Here is a 17,416-nt window from a genome sequence, read left to right on the forward strand (position 1 = left end):
AAACCATCAGCCTAGCTGATGGTTTTTTGTTTTTAAACTATTCTAGTTTAAATGTAATTGGTATGGCAAATGAAACCTTTACGGCAGAGCCTCTTTGTTTACCTGGTGTCATTTTAGGTAGTTTAGATAAAATTCTTACGGCTTCTTTCTCCAGAACATCGTGCGGACCTCTTTTTTGAATAGCGCCGATGGTACCATCGTTGTTAATCATGAACTGAGTATTTACTCTACCTTGAATTCCCATTTCTTGAGCTAGCTCTGGGTAGCGGAAGTTTTTACGAATGTGTTTTTGCATCATTTCATTGAAGCAGGCGCGTTTGTCTTCTGCACTTTCACAACCAGGAAATATAGGAACCTCTTCAATAGTTGTCCAAATTACTTTTACTTCTTCTGGTTCTTCAATAACTTCAAAATCAGAGGGGTCTACAATTTCCGTGTCGGTGTCAACTTCACTTGCAATAACCTCAGTTTCGATTATGGGTTCATCATCTTCTATGATCTCTATTTCAATAGGTAAGACCTTTGGTTTTGGTGGTGGGGTTGCCTTTAACTCAATAATAGTCGCTTCTTCAATAATGGAATCATCAACCTTGTTCAGTGCTACATCTATTTGATTGATGGGGTCAAAGGATTTCCATTCCAAGGCGGTGTATACCATGGCTAGTACTAACAATAGTCCAATCACGAAGAATGTTCCGCTTTTTTTGTTTAGATCTTTTTGTGGATTCTTTTTTGATCTCATAATCTTACATTTTTTTTGACTTGTGTGAACAAGACAGGTTATTTTTCCTTTTACTTGTTTAAAAGTATAGCATAGGTGTTGCCGCTAAAATGAGCAATGAGCTAACCCTTGTTTTGAATGAGTGAACGGTCTAAAAAAAATATTTTCAAAAGTTTAATGACTTTGATTGGCTGGTAAATTGATAATTCTTCAAATAAATATTTTAAAGGTTGTTGAAAGACCGTAATTTTAACGCCATGGGTATTTTTAAGAAAGATAAACTTCAGATCATCAACTTTCAGTCTTATGGGAGTGCTACTCGTTTGTACGTTAGGGGTAGGGCAATTGAAGATGAAAATATCGATTTGGATCAAAAAGGGATTTTCAATTTAATGAAGAATACCTGGAAACGTTTTGAGACCGATGAAATTAAAAATGCACCAATAAAGATTACTTTTTCAAATGGCAACACTGTGCAAGGTATTACTGATAATGATGGGTATTATTTAATTGATGAGAATATTGAAGGACTGCAAAATTTGGCAAATGAAGAAGGTTGGGTCAAATTTGAGTTGTCATTTAGTAATACCAAATTAAAAAGGGAGATTCTTTTACAGAATAGGTTTCCTGGAGAAATGCTAATACCCAGTGCTAATGCAAAATTTGGGGTAATCAGTGATATAGATGATACCATTTTACATACAGGTGTAGTATCTTCTTTAAAATGGAAGGTTATTATAAATACCATGTTCAAAAGGGCTACAAAACGTTCTCAATTGGAAGGAGCTTCGGATTTTTATACAAAATTGCATTTAGGCAAATCTGGCGATGAAGCCAACCCTATTTTTTACGTAAGCCATAGCCCATGGAACTTATACAGGTATTTGGAACTCTTTTTAAAGACTAACAATTTCCCTAAAGGTCCGGTTCTTTTACGAAGTATGGCAAGTTTTAAAATGCGAAAGAAGAGTGATGAAAAACCGCAAAAACAAAAGGAAATCAGCAATTTGCTCATGTCTTATCCCAATTTGCCATTTATTTTAATTGGTGATAGTGGTGAAAAAGATGGTGATATCTATCAAGAGATATCAACTCTATTTCCGGGCAGGATAAAAGCTATTTATTTGCGTAGCGTAAATCATTCCAAACGTATGGCACGAATAGAAAATCTCTTTGCGGATTTTAAGGATATTCCATTTTTAATGGTCAATAAAACCGAGGAAGCTATACAGCACGCCAAGAAAAACGGATTTATATAGGGTTTAATTCTTTATATTTTTGATAGGGATCCATCTGGTGTCATCAAAATCATTTAGAGCATTGATCAATTGAAAGCTTTTAAAATGTTGTAAATCAGCCGTTGTAATTCTTTTTTCCGTTATTTTATTTTCATCTAATAACTTAGCTCTACAAGTGCCTTCAAGTAAAGGGGTAGAAGGGGTTACAATATGTTCGCCATCGGTCAGTAGAATGTTGGCGTAAGAGGCATCGGTAATAAATCCGTTCTTAACGATCAAAACATCATCACATTGGTCACGTAGCTTAAAAAGGTTGTTCAATTTTTTACGATTGTTTCTTTTAACGGTGTATGAAATAGTATCATCATCAACCAATTGAAGAGAGGTGGCTATGCTATTTTTATATTCGGAAATAGAAAAACGGGTACCGTGCTGTTTGTAGCCAATACGTAACTTGTATTTTAATGTATTGTCTAAGTTGGTGAGGTGAATACCATCAAATAAAGAATAGGTAGGGTGGGTTTTATATTGTTGCATATAAGAAGCTCTAAATCTAGCTTCGTGGTATTGTTCGTTTTTTATTTCACTATTTTCTATACAAACAGATTCAAATAATGGGTACATATATTTTTTCTAAAAGTTCGTGATATTCTTCTTCCATTTCGCTGAGGTGGGTTATACCGCCACCACTTTTGTAGAAAAGCGTATCGTTAATTTTTTCAATAAATCGAATGCTGACCGCACTATCGATTTGTTGTCCGTCGAAAACCCCAAAAATTCCCGTGTAAAATCCACGTGGTGTTATTTCTGCCTTTGAGATAATTTCCAAAGTTTTCTTTTTAGGAGCCCCACTAATTGATCCTGCGGGTAATGTTTTTAATAGTAATGTGGCAAATTCGTCTTTCCAGTGTTCAGGAAGCTCCCCCTGTATTTCCGTGCTGGTCTGTAGTAATTCTTGATTTCCTTTTTTAATTTTATCTACATACCTAAATTTATTTACCCTAACCTTTTTTGCGATCATAGAAAGATCGTTTCTAATTAGATCAACAATGGTGTTATGCTCGTAAAGCTCTTTTTTATTGGATAACAACAACTCTTTGGCATTGGGAACATTGCTGTTGATCGTACCTTTCATTGGATAAGAGAATATGTTGTCCTCCTTTATTTTAAGATAACACTCAGGTGAAAAAACAACAAATTTATCTTTATATAAAAGCTTATATGGCGCATGCGCTTTTTGGTAAATCTCCTTTAATTCTAACGGGGTGTCAAGCGCCGTTGGAAAGGTAAGGTTTAATAAAAAGCTATTACCTGTTTTTAACTCATGTTTTACTGTTGAAAAAGCCTCATTGTAAATTTCTTCTGAAACCAATGTTGGTTTCAGGTCAAAATTTAATTTTTCTAAAGATGAAGATGCTAGATTTCCATCATTACCGTTTCCTTTTATATTGAAAAAGATATTTTCGTTAGCAGCTTCTTCAAACGTAAAAACCTGTTTCGTTGTTTTGTCAAAATCTATGATAAATAAAAAGGGAACTCCATCTTGAAGAAAGCGGGTAACTTTATGTTCAAAATTTTCCAATGGTTTCGGGCTTTGCAAAAATGAACCTAAAATAGACCGTTGATTTGAGCGTCAATTTTATTGAGAATACTTCCTAAATCTTCTGGGTTGTCCACAAAATCCAAATCATCTACATCAATGATCAATAAATTGCCTTTGTTATAGCCATGTATCCAAGCTTCGTAACGTTCGTTCAACCTGCTCAAATAGTCAATGGAAATGGTGTTTTCATATTCCCTGCCTCTCTTATGAATTTGTTTCACCAAATTAGGTATAGAGCTGCGTAGGTAAATTAGAAGGTCTGGTGGATCTACCAGGCTTTCCATTAGATCAAATAAACTAGTGTAATTTTGAAAATCCCTATTGGTCATAAGGCCCATAGCGTGTAAGTTGGGCGCAAAAATATGTGCATCCTCGTAAATGGTCCTATCCTGTATAATTTCTTTACCGCTTTCCTTGATCTGTAAAATTTGGCGGTATCTACTATTTAAAAAGTAAATCTGGAGGTTAAAGCTCCAACGTTCCATCTGATTGTAAAAATCATCTAAATAAGGGTTCTCCACTACATCTTCAAAATGAGCTTCCCAATTATAATGTTTTGCAAGTAATCTGGTTAGGGTCGTTTTTCCTGCACCGATATTTCCGGCAACTGCTATGTGCATAGAATTAAATTGATTAATGGTTGTGTTCTTGTTCCCAAGAAGAATTCGATGGTACAAGATACAAGATAACAACAGGAAGTAAAAACATATTTGTTGTATGGCATAAAAAAAATGAAAGCAACGTAATTATTAACATACTTCAATTAAACCAAAAGCCAAAATTGGTGTCATACAAGCATTCTAATACGTACACATGAAGATATATAAGTGGTTTTTAAGTTTTGTAATCCTTTGCATGGGCATGAACTTGCATGCACAAGATTTTCAAGGAAAAGCGGTATACCAGAGTAAAACTCAGGTAAATTTTGATTTTGGAAACCGAAATATACCAGAGGACCGAAAAAAGGAGATGATGGAGCGTATTAAAAAGGCAAACGAGAAAACCTTTATACTCAGCTTTGATAAAACAGCATCTATTTATAAAGAAGAGGAGAAATTAGAGCAACCTGGAGAAAGAGGTGGTGGTCGTGGGCCACGGTTTGGAGCTATGGCCGGTACAGATGGCGATTTATATAAAAATATAAAAGAGCAAAGGTATTTGATAAAGAACGAGCTTTTGGGAAAGATTTTCTTAATCGATGATGAGTTGGAGACCTTGGAGTGGAAAATGGGTACCGAGTCTAGAAAAATAGGAAATTACACGGCGTTCAAGGCAACGGCAACAAAGACTATAAAGCGACCTAATATGAGTGCCATTTTTAGAAGACCGGGCAGAGGCGGGCAAGATAATGAAGAGAAGGAGAAAGAAGCTGAATTTACCATTAAAGAAGTAGAGATCGTTGCTTGGTATACTCCTGAAATCCCTATAAATCAAGGTCCTGGTCTGTATTGGGGTTTGCCGGGGTTAATATTGGCGGTGAACGATGATATTACCACAATTGTGTGTTCGGAGATTACAATGAATCCTTCGGAGAAAATGGAAATAAAAGCACCTAGCAAAGGTAAAAAGGTCAGCCAGGCAGAGTATGATGAGATTTCTCAAGAAAAGATGAAAGAAATGCGAGAGAATTTCAGGAATAGAGGTGGTCGGGGTGGCGGTAGGCCAAACTAATAAAAGTGCTTTTTAATTCATTTCAATTTATACCTATTACATGAGAAACAAAGTGCTTTTAACACTATTGCTAGTGGTGACGTCTGCTGTTGCCTTGGCCCAAGAAATTTCATTGTCCGGTACGGTTAAGGACAGTTTAGGGGTTGGTGTAGATATGGCCAACGTCATTGCGATCAATACGGCTACACAAGGTTTGGAGTCTTACGGTATAACCAACCATGCAGGGCTATTTAAATTGAAGTTGAAAACTGGTGAGCAATACACGGTTAAAGTGAGTTATCTTGGTTTTAAACCGGAGTCGTTTACTTTTACCGCTGGGGAGCATGATGCGGTTAAGGATATTGTTTTGCAAGAGCAGGCGGCACAATTAGATGAGGTAGATGTTACTTATGAAATGCCGGTTTCGGTAAAAGGGGATACTATTGTGTATGATACGGATTCCTTTGTATCCGGTACCGAAAAAAAATTAAAAGATGTACTTGAGAACCTTCCCGGTATTGAAATTAACGATGACGGCCAAATTGAGGTAGAAGGTAAGACCGTGAGCAAGGTCATGGTAGAGGGCAAAGACTTTTTTGATGGCGATAGTAAACTGGCGGTAGAAAATATTCCAGCCAATGCTTTGAGTAAGGTAGAGGTGTTGCGTAATTTTAATGAGGTTTCACAAATGAAGGGACTCACCAATGACGATGATAATGTGGCCTTGAATATTAAACTAAAAGAAGGGAAGAAGAATTTTTGGTTTGGGGAGTTAACTGCCGGTTATGGTCCAGATGATAGGTATTTGGCCCATCCGAAATTGTTTTATTACAGTCCTAAATACAGTATCAATATTATCACTGATCTTAACAATATAGGTGAAGTACCTTTTACCCGTAATGATTATAGGAATTTTACCGGAGGATTCAGGAATCTAAATTCAAGAGGAGGTAGTTCTATTTCTACGGGGGCAGATGGCTTAGGGCTTTCGTCTACCCAGAATAACAGGGCAAATGATATTGATACAAAATTTGCCGCCGCAAATTTTAGCTATGCACCCATGGAGGGTTTAGATTTAAGTGGATTCGGTATTTATTCGTACACCGGTACCATTTTAAAATCAGAAGGAGTAACATCTTACATAGCCAGTAATGATGTGGAAAGTACTACCTCAAATACAGATCAAACAATACATTTGGGTCTGGCTAAATTGAGTGCCAAATATCAGCCAAATGATAGTTTTCAGTTAGATTATGACGCATTGTTAAAACAATCTGATGATACTGAAGAAGTAAACGTACTGTCCATTTCATCTATAACTGATGAGATCGCAGAGGTGAAGAAACAAAAACCGTTATCGGTAAATCAAAATCTGAACATTTACTATACTTTGAGCGATAAGAATATTTTTGCCGTAGAGGCGCAATATTTGTATCAAGATGAAGATCCATTTTATGAAGCAATTAGAAACGAGTTTGCCTTTGTAGATATTTTTCCGGTAGATGAGAACCAAGAGTTGTATAACATTAATCAGGCAAAACAAGTAGTCACCAATAAGGTAGACGCAAAAGTGGATTATTACAGGGTTCTGGGTAGCAAAAGCAATATTAATTTAACTTTGGGTACCACACAGAGCAATCAAAACTTTAATTCGAACATATTTCAGATTTTAGATAATAAAGATGTTTTAAATATGAATGGCGATGATTTTGGTAATGACGTTGCCTTTCATGTTTCAGATGTTTATGCCGGCTTGCACTATAAAGTTATTTCTGGGATTTTCACGTTTAACCCAGGTGTAACCTTACATCAGTTTAATGTAAAAAATGAGCAATTGGGTAGTGTGGTCAAGGATAATTTAACGTCATTGTTGCCAGATGTATATATAAACGCCCAGCTTAAAAAGTCAGAAAACTTACGATTTAATTATCAAGTAACCCGTTCATTTACAGATGTAAGCAATTTTGCTCAGGGTTATGTGTTGAACAACTATAATTCCCTGTACAGTGGTAACCGCGATCTGGAAAGTGCGTTGAACCATAATGTGTCGTTGAACTTTTTCAGTTTCAACATGTTCAACTTCACCAATATTTTTGCCAATGTGGCATACACTAAGCGAATAGACGCCTTAAAAAGCGGGGTGAACATAGTTGGTATCAACAGGGTAAGTAGTACCATTAACTCTAATTTCGATGATGAATCTTTTACGGCAAATGGAAAATATGAGCGTACTTTTGGTAAGATAAAAGCATCGGTGCAAGGTAATTTAGGTTGGTCTACCACCAATAACCTTGTTGATGATGAGCAGCGAACCTCAAATTCTTTGACACAGAATTATACGGGCGCGCTTTCTACGAATTTTAAAAATGCGCCTAACTTGGAGTTGGGGTATAGGTACACCGTAAACAATTATGAAAATGGTGATTTGGAAACTACCTTTTACACCAGTAGGCCCTATGCCCGTTTTGATGCCAGTTTTTTAAAGAACTTTATTTTTACCGTAGACTATGATTATTATAATTATACGGATAAGGAAGATACCATAACCAATACCTATAGTTTTTTAGAGTCTAATTTAACCTATCAAAAGAAAGATAGCCGTTGGGAATATGGCATTAAGGGAACCAATTTATTGAATACCACTACATTGAATAGGGATAGTACCAATGAACTCTACTTTAGTACACAGGCGTATTTTGTACAACCTAGGTATGTACTATTTTCTGTAAAATATGATATATAACATTTGATGATTCTAGCAGGATAAAGAGCCTTAATTTTAATTGGGTCAATAAATAACATCATATTAAGATAAGGAACAGAACATTTTTTCTATTTTTGCATCTGAATTAAAAAAAAAGAGGAGGGATTTGACTGATTGCAACCTCTGTTTTAGCCTTAGGGTATAAAGCGAAAAAAATGCTAAAGCAGTTGATGTAGATACCTATCGCATCATACTTCTTTTCGGCATTCATACAAATCCCTCCATAGAATAAAAAGTTTGTTATGCCATATTTATTTACATCAGAATCTGTTAGTGAAGGCCATCCGGATAAAGTTGCGGATCAGATCAGTGACGCCTTATTAGATCATTTTCTTGCTTTTGACCCAGAAAGTAAAGTTGCTTGTGAGACCTTGGTAACTACCGGCCAGGTAGTTTTAGCGGGAGAGGTAAAAAGTGATACCTATTTAGATGTACAGAACATTGCTCGTGAAGTCATCAATAAAATAGGATATACCAAGGGTGAATACCAGTTTAGCGGAGACTCTTGTGGAGTTATTTCATTGATCCATGAGCAGTCTCAAGACATTAACCAAGGTGTAGACCGTGGAGCAAAGGAAGAGCAAGGGGCTGGTGATCAAGGTATGATGTTTGGCTATGCAACCAGTGAGACCGAAAATTACATGCCTTTGTCGTTAGATATTTCACACAAGATTTTGCATACACTGGCAGAACTGCGTAGAGAGGGTAAAGAGATTTCTTATTTAAGGCCAGATGCTAAAGCGCAGGTTACTTTAGAATATTCAGATGCCAATGAGCCACAGCGTATAGATACTATTGTAGTTTCCACACAGCATGATGCTTTTGATGCCGATGATGAAAAAATGTTAGCGAAAATAAAGTCTGATATTATATCAATTCTTATTCCAAGGGTGAAGGCACAATTGCCGGTAGAGACCCAAAAATTGTTCGATGATCAGATCAAATATCATATTAACCCAACAGGTAAATTCGTAATTGGTGGACCACATGGTGATACCGGATTAACGGGCCGTAAAATTATTGTTGATACCTACGGAGGTAAAGGAGCCCATGGTGGTGGTGCTTTTAGCGGTAAAGATCCAAGTAAAGTAGACCGTAGTGCGGCATATGCGGCACGTCATGCGGCAAAAAATTTGGTAGCTGCAGGTGTTGCGGATGAAATTTTGGTACAAGTGAGCTATGCGATCGGCGTTGTTGAACCTACATCTATTTATGTAGATACCTACGGTACTTCTAAAGTTGGGTTAAGTGATGGTGCTATTGCAAGAAAGGTGGCTGAGTTGTTTGATATGAGACCTTTTGCCATTGAAGAAAGATTGAAGTTGAGAAATCCTATTTATTTGGAAACGGCCGCTTACGGTCATATGGGTAAACAACCAAGAACTATTACCAAGGTTTTTGAATCGCCATATAATGGTCGTATTGAAAAAGAAGTGGAATTGTTCACTTGGGAAAAACTAGACAAAGTAGCAGAGATAAAATCTGCGTTTAGCATATAAGAGTAAAGTGAAACCGTTTTGCACGGTTAATGCTTACACATCTAATGAATAAAAAATGCCTCGTATTTTACGGGGCATTTTTTTGTGCATTGATTTATGGAACGATTGTAAAAACATCACGAGTATTTGGGCTGCTATTAAGGATTGTTTTTATAGTTGTTTTTGGTGTTCAATAATTCATACAAGCCAATTAACACCTCTTCACAACAAGATTATATGGTTTTACCACAAAATCTATTTTGTAGGAAAAGTATTACATATATTTGAATTGTAATTATTGGTGAATCCCCAAATTTTGCCAAGTTAAAAGATAAAGAATATGTTAGTACTGTAAAAAAAATTATCCATGTGAATACCGGTTGAAGTCCCAAATGTCTGCTTGTATTCCGCATTGTTAAAAAGAGTCTTTGTCTTTTAAAAACCTATAAAAATATGAACTTAACCTACGAATGCCATGCTTAAAATGCCCAGATTTCTATTAACGCTTTTCATTGGTATATGGCTGCAATCGTGTGCAAAAGATACAGACCTTATTTCTGAATATGTAGTTTTAGATACCTCAAAATACGAATATCGTTCCGTAGAAATGAATCCGGAATTTAAAATTGAAAAATCTATAGAAAATTTAGAAACAGTTGTATTAATTCCTTTTTCTAATTAAATTTAGATCCAACTAAACACTATTTTAATGAAAGACCAACTACTAAAAGAGACCACCATTGAAGAATATAAAAGCGATTTTTTCACCGGCATTGTTATGCTAATGAGAAAGTTGTTTATGATTTAAATGCGTTTGCTTTTCTCAATTTCCTGTGTGAGAAGTACAGTGCCTATCCACCTATCAAAACTTTATTTTAATATTTCGTTCCCTGTAAATGTTATATTGCGGTCCAATTCTTCTTGCCTTGTTCTCATTTAAAAATGATTGACAGGCAGCTAAAGTTAAATTAGCAATTTTCGGTTCAATTTTATTCCGTACAGTAGTAAACTTTCTTAGTTTTAAGATTTCAAACCTTTAAGACATGTCAAAGTTTACCATCAAACAGTTTTTTACGTTCATTTTACTAGCTATAGTACTTATTTCCTGTAGAAAAACAACACAAAAAGTAGCCAATGCCGAGGTTTCTGATACCTACGTAGAGGATAACTACACAAAAAAGGAAGTGGATATTGCCATGCGTGACGGTGTTACGTTACATACCACTATTTATTCGCCAAAAGACACTTCAAAAGAGTACCCAATTATAATGCAAAGAACCCCGTATAGTTCTCAGCCTTACGGAGCGGGTAATTTTAAATCAAAGATCGCGCCCAACATTCATATGATGCAAGATGGCTATATAGTGGTCTATCAAGATGTGCGCGGCCGTTGGTTAAGTGAAGGGCATTATGAAAATATGCGCGCCTATAATCCCAACAAAAAAACAGAGCAGGATATCGATGAAAGTTCAGATACCTATGATACTATTGAGTGGTTGGTCAATAATGTAGAGAATAATAACGGTAATGTAGGTATTTGGGGAATTTCGTATCCTGGCTTTTATTCTACCTATGCCGTGGTAGATGCGCATCCGGCATTAAAGGCAGCATCTCCACAGGCGAGTATTGCCGATTTCTTTTTTGATGATTTCCACCATAATGGCGCCTATTTATTGAGTTATTTTAGGGCTACTTCATTGTTTGGTACACCAAGACCAGATGGGGATAAACCTATAGATACGGCTTGGTATACACTGCCTGATTTACCAACTGAAGATCAGTATCAATTCTTTTTAGATGAAGGACCGTTAAAGAACTTAGATCGATTTTTTGAATACGAAACAGCCGATACCCCACGTATGGCAAAGGAGGGCGTAACCGATGATTATTTTTGGAACGAACTTAAAGAGCATCCAAATTATGATGAAATGTGGCAGAGCAAGGGCTTGATCCAGCATTTAAAAGATGTAAAGCCAACAGTGGCCACAATGGTAGTTGCGGGCGAGTTTGATGCGGAAGATTTATACGGACCGTTAGAAACCTATAAGAATATAGAAAAGTACAATGCCGATAATTACAATACCTTGGTTTTTGGACCATGGGATCACGGCGGATGGGCACGTAGAAAAGGTCAGAATACTGTGGGCAACTATTATTTTGGCGATGGAATTTCTGAATTTTTCCAAGAACATATAGAAACCAAATTCTTTGATCATTTCTTAAAAGGTGATGGCGATAAGAATAGCGGTTTGCCAGAAGCCTACGTTTTTGATACCGGTAGAAAAGATTGGAAAACCTATGATACTTGGCCGCCAGCAGGTGTCGTGAAAAAGGATATGTATTTATCTCCAGATCAAGAACTGACTTTTGAGCCAAAAGAAGTGGAAGAAGTAAAGTTTATCAGTGATATTAAAAAGCCGGTTCCATATTCAGAAGATATTAAAACGGTATTTACACCAAGAAAATATATGACCGATGATCAGCGTTTTGCAGCTCGCCGTGGTGATGTCCTGGTGTTTGAAACTGACGTAATGCAAGAAGATTTGACCTTGGCGGGTGATATTTTGGCGAAGCTAAAAGTTGCTACTACGGGTACCGCTGCAGATTGGATCGTAAAAATCATTGACGTACACCCAGCAGATGAACCTGCTTATGAAGGCATGCAAGACCACTTAAAAATGAGCAACTATCATTTAATGGTACGTAGCGAAGTATTGCGCGGTCGTTTTAGAAATAGTTTTGCTAACCCAGAACCGTTTGTGCCAAATGAAAAAACAGATGTAACTATTAAGCTGCAAGATGTATTCCATACCATTAAAAAAGGTCACAAATTACAGGTACAAGTACAGAGTACTTGGTTTCCGTTAATAGATTTAAATCCGCAAACCTATGTAGATAATATTTTTGAAGCTGAGGAGTCGGATTTTAAAACCCAGACACATACGGTATTCACAGATTCAAGTATAGAGTTTTCTGTGTTAGAGTAGGAGTGCTAAACGATTGTAAATCATGCGATAGAAGTAATATATTGTAACTATTAATAAACTATGATCTTTGATATTAGGACAAAGGAAAAAAATGAAGAAACAGAAATTTCGGAGAAAAAACTACAAAGTTTAATCGTCGAAAATTTCAATTTATTTTTTCCTGAACTTAAAATTATAAAATCGGAATATGCTATTAAAGGAAATGTTAGGTTGTTTGGGATGAGCGGACGAATAGATATTCTGGCATACAATCCAGTCGAAAACAATCTTGTGATATTCGAGCTTAAAAAAGAACACTCTAGGAACATAGTTATTCAAGCAATTGATTACTCAGATTTTATTGAGGAAAATTTAGAGTTAATTATTTCGCGTATTGATGAATTATCTATTGAAGAAAAAAAGATAGTCTTGCAACTTAACAAGCCACCTAAAATAATATTAGTAGCGAATTCATTTTATCATCCAACAATTCGTCGTGCGAAAAGATTGACTAATGAAATTTCTTTATATCAGTATATTTATTATTCTAATCAACTTCTGCAATTTGAAGAGATTAAGGATAATAGTAAAATAAAAGAGAGAATAGAAAGTATTTCATATTCGAGTGAATCTCTAGATCACATTCCTAGAATTGTTGAAATAATAAAAACCATAATTGGTTTGGATTTATTAAATGAAAGGTATTACAAGATTGAAGGTAGAAAATTAACTGTAAATCAATCACATTTGTTTAAATCATACGAAAAGTATTATAGTGGTAAGGGAATGGATTTTTTATCGAAAATGGATTTTGTAAAGTCGATAAAGGAATCGAATAGGTATATTGGAAGTTCTAAAGGTGTGCGATATAAAAACAATAATACGAGCGGAATAATTATAAATCTGTCATAAATTACGATGCCTCAATTCACAACTTGCTAAGGTCATTTTATTAGTTTATTGTAGTAATGATTAAGAATGGTCCACAGATTCTTACAAGTGTTTTAAGTAAATATACATTAACATAGTCCTTCGAAATTAAATATCAATTAAATGGGTACATTTTGGAAATTAAGATTTGTGGCTTAATATTCCTTATTTTTAATATCAATCAAAATTAAACAAAAGCCAACAACAACAACAACCAACAACAACCAAAATGAAAAAAATAATCCTAACTGTTGCAGTCCTGCTTCTCTTGCTGCCATTTAAAACTAAGGCGCAAAAAAGCAATGCTAAAAAGCCCAATATTATTTTCATCATGTCAGATGATCATGCGTATCAGGCCATAAGCGCATATGACGATAAATTGCTGCAAACACCCAATATTGATCGCTTGGCAAAAGAGGGCATGCTTTTTACCAATGCCAGCGTTACCAACTCTATTTGTGCGCCTTCTCGTGCAACCATATTAACAGGCAAGCATACACATATCAATGGGAAAGTGGATAATTATTTTCCGTTCGATACTACACAGGTGACCTTTCCACAAATCTTTAAAAAGAACGGTTATAAAACGGCGATGTTCGGTAAGCTTCACTTTGGCAATAATCCAAAAGGGGTAGATGAGTTTATGATCTTGCCGGGTCAAGGGCACTATATTAATCCAGATTTTATAGTCACCAATGGTGATACCATAACCAAGCAAGGCTATGTTACCGATATCATAACAGATGTATCACTAGATTGGTTGAAAGAAGAAGCGTCCAATGACGAACCTTTTATGATGATGTATTTGCACAAGGCACCGCACAGACCGTGGTGGCCAAGACCGGATAAGTTTAAGGAGTTCACGAAAAAGACCTTCCCAGAGCCTGAAACGTTATTTGATGATTACAGCAATAGAGGATCGGCGGCAAAGACGGCAGAAATGAATTTGTTGACACACATGATGTATAGTCATGATAGTAAGATCAGACCGGAAACCTTAGCTAAAATGGAGGGTAAGGTTTTACCGGTAGTGGAGGAATTTCCCAATAGTTTTTACGGTCCGTATAACCGTGCAACGGCAGAACAAAAAGCATTGTATGATCCGGTGTTAGATTCCATCAACGATTTTTTCTATAACAATTGGCCAAAAATGAACGATACCGAGAAAATGAAATGGAAGTATCAGCGCTATATGCAAGATTATTTGGGTAGCATTTCTTCGGTAGATGATAACGTAGGTCGCTTATTGGACTATTTGGATGAAAGCGGATTGGCGGAAAACACCATAGTGATCTATACCTCTGATCAAGGATTTTATTTAGGGGAGCATGGTTGGTTTGATAAGCGATTTATTTATGACGAATCGTTCAAAACTCCGTTATTAGTGCGTTGGCCCAATGTAGTTGAACCGGGAGCTGTAGAAAATGAAATGGTACAGAATTTAGACTTTGCACAGACCATGTTAGAAGCTGTAGGCATCAAGCCGCCTAGTGATATGCAAGGCGAAAGTTTAATTCCCTTATTGAAAGGCGAAAAAGAAAAATGGACTAGAGATGCCGTGTATTATCAATATTACGAATATCCATCTGTTCATATGGTAAAGCGTCACTATGGTATTGTGAATAAAGAATTTAAATTGGTGCATTTCTACTATGATGTTGATGAGTGGGAGTTGTATGATAGATTGAAGGACCCAAAGGAAATGAATAACATCTACAACGACCCTTCCTACGCCGATACCGTTAAAAAATTAAAGAAAGATTTAATTGCACTTCGTAAAAAATATAAAGACTCCCCGGAGCAAGATCAGATGTATATAGATAAATATAAGAGCGCAGGGATGATTGAGTAGTTGTTCGTGGTTCGTTTCTCGTTGTTCGTTTTTCGTTTATAGTAAAATGTCAGTTCGAGTGCTCTTAAACTAATTTTTCTTTAGGTTAAGAGTGTATCGAGAACAGGTTTGGGACACGTGTGCTTCTCGCTACAATTTTTCCTCCCAAAAAAGGTCGTAAAAACCACTCGAAGTGACATTCGTTTTAAGGCGAAAAGGAGTTGATTTCATACTGTACTTTGTCAGTTCGAGTGCTCTTAAGCTAATTTTTCTTTAGGTTAAGAGTGTATCGAGAACAGGTTTGGGACACGTGTGCTTCTCGATACAATTTTCCTCCCAAAAAAGGTATTAAAAACCGCTCAGAGTGACATTCGTTTTAAGGCGAAAAGCAATTGATTCCATGAAGTGCTTTGTCAGTTCGAGTGTTTTGGGCGTAGAATATCTGAGTCCTAAAAAGTATCGGTAATATTGTAATTGAACAAGTGTTCCATTGCTTTTAAGCCTTCAGAAAACTAACAACAAGACCAAGAATTATATATTTTTCATAAAATACTAGGTTTTTAAATTTTTCTGCCTTTATATTTGTAGCTCAAAGTTCACACACGTATTGAATAGTTATCAAGAAAGGTGGAGGGATTAGACCCTTTGAAACCTTAGCAACCCTTTGTTCCATACAAAGAAGGTGCTACATTCTACCCTTAGGGGAAGGATAACAGTAATCGATTTTCTCGATATTACTTTCTTATAACTTTTTGATTTTACTTACTCACATTTTTATGTGTTTAAGTTGGGCTTTTTAATTATTAAAATAATTTTTAAAAACAACAAAATCATGAGTAATCACAAATTAGCAACAAACGCATTACACGCAGGTCACGACACCACTACAAATGGAGGTACAAGGGCAGTGCCTATTTATCAAACTTCATCGTATGTATTTAATGATACCGATCATGCGGCAAACTTATTTTCTCTTAAAGAACTAGGGTTTATTTACACACGTTTAAACAATCCTACCAATCAAATTTTACAAGATAGATTAGCCGCTGTTGAAGGTGGTGTTGGTGCTGTGGTATTTGCATCTGGTACTGCTGCTATTTCTACAGGTTTATTGACCTTGTTAAAAGCGGGAGATCATATTGTAGCATCCAGCAGTTTATACGGTGGTACTTTTAATTTGTTGAATGTTACCCTACCAAGATTCGGTATTACGACCACCTTTGTAGATGCATCTGATCCTGAAAATTTTGGAAAAGCGGTGCAAGATAATACAAGGGCTTTCTTTGTGGAATCTTTAGGGAATCCGAAATTGGATGTGTTGGATCTGAAAGCGATTTCTAAAGAATCGAAAGCAGCGGGAGTACCTTTTATAGTAGATAATACAGTAGCTACTCCTTCATTGTTAAACCCTATTGAGCACGGTGCCAATTTGGTCATTCATTCATTGACAAAATATATTGGCGGTCAAGGAACGTCCTTAGGTGGAGCAATTATAGATGCCGGTACGTTTGATTGGACCAACGGAAAATTCCCTGAATTTACGGAACCATCTGCAGGTTACCACGGTTTGGTATATAGCGAGGCATTAGGTGCTGCAGCATTTACCTTTAAATTGATACTGGAAGGTTTACGTGATTTTGGTGGGGCATTGAGTCCGTATAACGCCTTCCAGATTATACAAGGTTTAGAGACTTTGCCGGTACGTATAAAGCAACACAGTGCAAATGCATTGGAATTGGCTACTTGGTTAGAAGGAAGGGATGAAGTGGCTTGGGTAAATTACCCAGGATTAAAGAGCAATAAATACTATGACTTGGCGCAAGAATACTTGCCAAAAGGTCAAAGCGGATTGGTTACCTTTGGTATCAAAGGAGGTTTTGAAGCGGCTAAAAAGGTTACCGATGCCACTAAGATTTTTTCATTACTTGCCAATATTGGTGACACTAAATCATTGATCATTCACCCGGCAAGTACTACCCACCAGCAACTAACCGCAGAGCAGCAAGAAGGTGCAGGTGTGGGGCAAGATTTAATTCGTTTGTCGGTGGGTCTTGAAGATATAGAAGATTTAAAAGTAGATTTAGAGCAGGCATTTGCCAGCCTTTAATATAGGTTGCTATATAGTCAACAACCGGTCACTGACCGTAGCGGAAGTGATCGGTGGTTTAAGAAAAAAAGAATATTGGTGGCGGCTGAGCCTAGCCGAAGTCATTGAATGTTCAAGAATATATTATT

The 17,416-nt window shown here is 36.4% G+C and carries 13 protein-coding genes and 1 riboswitch; of the genes, 9 read left to right on the forward strand and 4 right to left on the reverse strand.

Annotated elements, in window-relative coordinates:
• Nucleotides 1-37 precede the first annotated feature (37 nt).
• A complete protein-coding gene (locus B2Z27_RS12780) occupies nucleotides 38-742 on the reverse strand; it encodes an energy transducer TonB (RefSeq protein ID WP_286813936.1) in 705 nt (234 codons plus the stop codon).
• Between the two features lie 212 nt (nucleotides 743-954).
• On the opposite strand from B2Z27_RS12780, the gene B2Z27_RS12785 reads away from it, so the two are divergent.
• Nucleotides 955-1,980: an App1 family protein gene (locus B2Z27_RS12785; protein WP_339633102.1), complete on the forward strand. Its 1,026-nt coding sequence runs from the start codon at nucleotides 955-957 to the stop codon at nucleotides 1,978-1,980.
• Nucleotides 1,981-1,983: 3 nt separating this feature from the next.
• Here B2Z27_RS12785 and B2Z27_RS12790 read toward each other — a convergent pair whose 3' ends face one another.
• The 3 genes from B2Z27_RS12790 to B2Z27_RS12800 are packed head-to-tail and all read right to left on the reverse strand — an operon-like array spanning nucleotide 1,984 to nucleotide 4,182.
• On the reverse strand, nucleotides 1,984-2,583 hold the full coding sequence (locus B2Z27_RS12790; protein ID WP_286813937.1) for an aminotransferase class IV: 600 nt from the start codon (nucleotides 2,581-2,583) through the stop codon (nucleotides 1,984-1,986).
• Complete coding sequence (locus B2Z27_RS12795) at nucleotides 2,567-3,541, reverse strand: aminodeoxychorismate synthase component I (protein ID WP_286813938.1); 975 nt, start codon at nucleotides 3,539-3,541, stop codon at nucleotides 2,567-2,569. The genes B2Z27_RS12790 and B2Z27_RS12795 overlap by 17 nt, the downstream gene beginning before the upstream one ends.
• A gap of 26 nt (nucleotides 3,542-3,567) precedes the next feature.
• Nucleotides 3,568-4,182, reverse strand: coding sequence for a deoxynucleoside kinase (locus tag B2Z27_RS12800; RefSeq protein ID WP_074669887.1), 615 nt, complete (start codon nucleotides 4,180-4,182; stop codon nucleotides 3,568-3,570).
• 193 nt (nucleotides 4,183-4,375) lie between these two features.
• On the opposite strand from B2Z27_RS12800, the gene B2Z27_RS12805 reads away from it, so the two are divergent.
• From B2Z27_RS12805 to B2Z27_RS12840, 8 genes are all read left to right on the forward strand, one after another.
• The gene (locus B2Z27_RS12805; protein ID WP_286813939.1) at nucleotides 4,376-5,233 is read left to right on the forward strand and encodes a GLPGLI family protein; all 858 of its coding nucleotides are present in this window, start codon (nucleotides 4,376-4,378) and stop codon (nucleotides 5,231-5,233) included.
• A 40-nt stretch (nucleotides 5,234-5,273) separates the two neighbouring features.
• Entirely contained in the window at nucleotides 5,274-7,955 is a 2,682-nt protein-coding gene (locus B2Z27_RS12810) for a TonB-dependent receptor (protein WP_286813940.1), read from the forward strand.
• Nucleotides 7,956-8,218: 263 nt separating this feature from the next.
• Nucleotides 8,219-9,475, forward strand: coding sequence for a methionine adenosyltransferase (gene metK / locus B2Z27_RS12815; protein WP_286813941.1), 1,257 nt, complete (start codon nucleotides 8,219-8,221; stop codon nucleotides 9,473-9,475).
• A 463-nt stretch (nucleotides 9,476-9,938) separates the two neighbouring features.
• Complete coding sequence (locus B2Z27_RS12820; protein WP_058105306.1) at nucleotides 9,939-10,136, forward strand: hypothetical protein; 198 nt, start codon at nucleotides 9,939-9,941, stop codon at nucleotides 10,134-10,136.
• A gap of 361 nt (nucleotides 10,137-10,497) precedes the next feature.
• Nucleotides 10,498-12,441: a CocE/NonD family hydrolase gene (locus B2Z27_RS12825; protein ID WP_286813942.1), complete on the forward strand. Its 1,944-nt coding sequence runs from the start codon at nucleotides 10,498-10,500 to the stop codon at nucleotides 12,439-12,441.
• Nucleotides 12,442-12,501: 60 nt separating this feature from the next.
• Nucleotides 12,502-13,332, forward strand: a complete 831-nt coding sequence (locus B2Z27_RS12830) for a hypothetical protein (protein WP_286813943.1) — start codon at nucleotides 12,502-12,504, stop codon at nucleotides 13,330-13,332.
• Between the two features lie 247 nt (nucleotides 13,333-13,579).
• On the forward strand, nucleotides 13,580-15,202 hold the full coding sequence (locus tag B2Z27_RS12835) for a sulfatase family protein (protein WP_286813944.1): 1,623 nt from the start codon (nucleotides 13,580-13,582) through the stop codon (nucleotides 15,200-15,202).
• Nucleotides 15,203-15,793: 591 nt separating this feature from the next.
• Nucleotides 15,794-15,897, forward strand: a riboswitch (SAM riboswitch).
• Nucleotides 15,898-16,013: 116 nt separating this feature from the next.
• Nucleotides 16,014-17,288 (forward strand): O-acetylhomoserine aminocarboxypropyltransferase/cysteine synthase family protein, encoded by a 1,275-nt coding sequence (locus B2Z27_RS12840; RefSeq protein WP_286813945.1) that lies wholly within the window; start codon nucleotides 16,014-16,016, stop codon nucleotides 17,286-17,288.
• Nucleotides 17,289-17,416 lie beyond the last annotated feature (128 nt).

This window comes from Maribacter sp. UBA3344, assembly GCF_002362375.1.
In the GTDB taxonomy this organism is placed as follows: domain Bacteria; phylum Bacteroidota; class Bacteroidia; order Flavobacteriales; family Flavobacteriaceae; genus Maribacter; species Maribacter dokdonensis.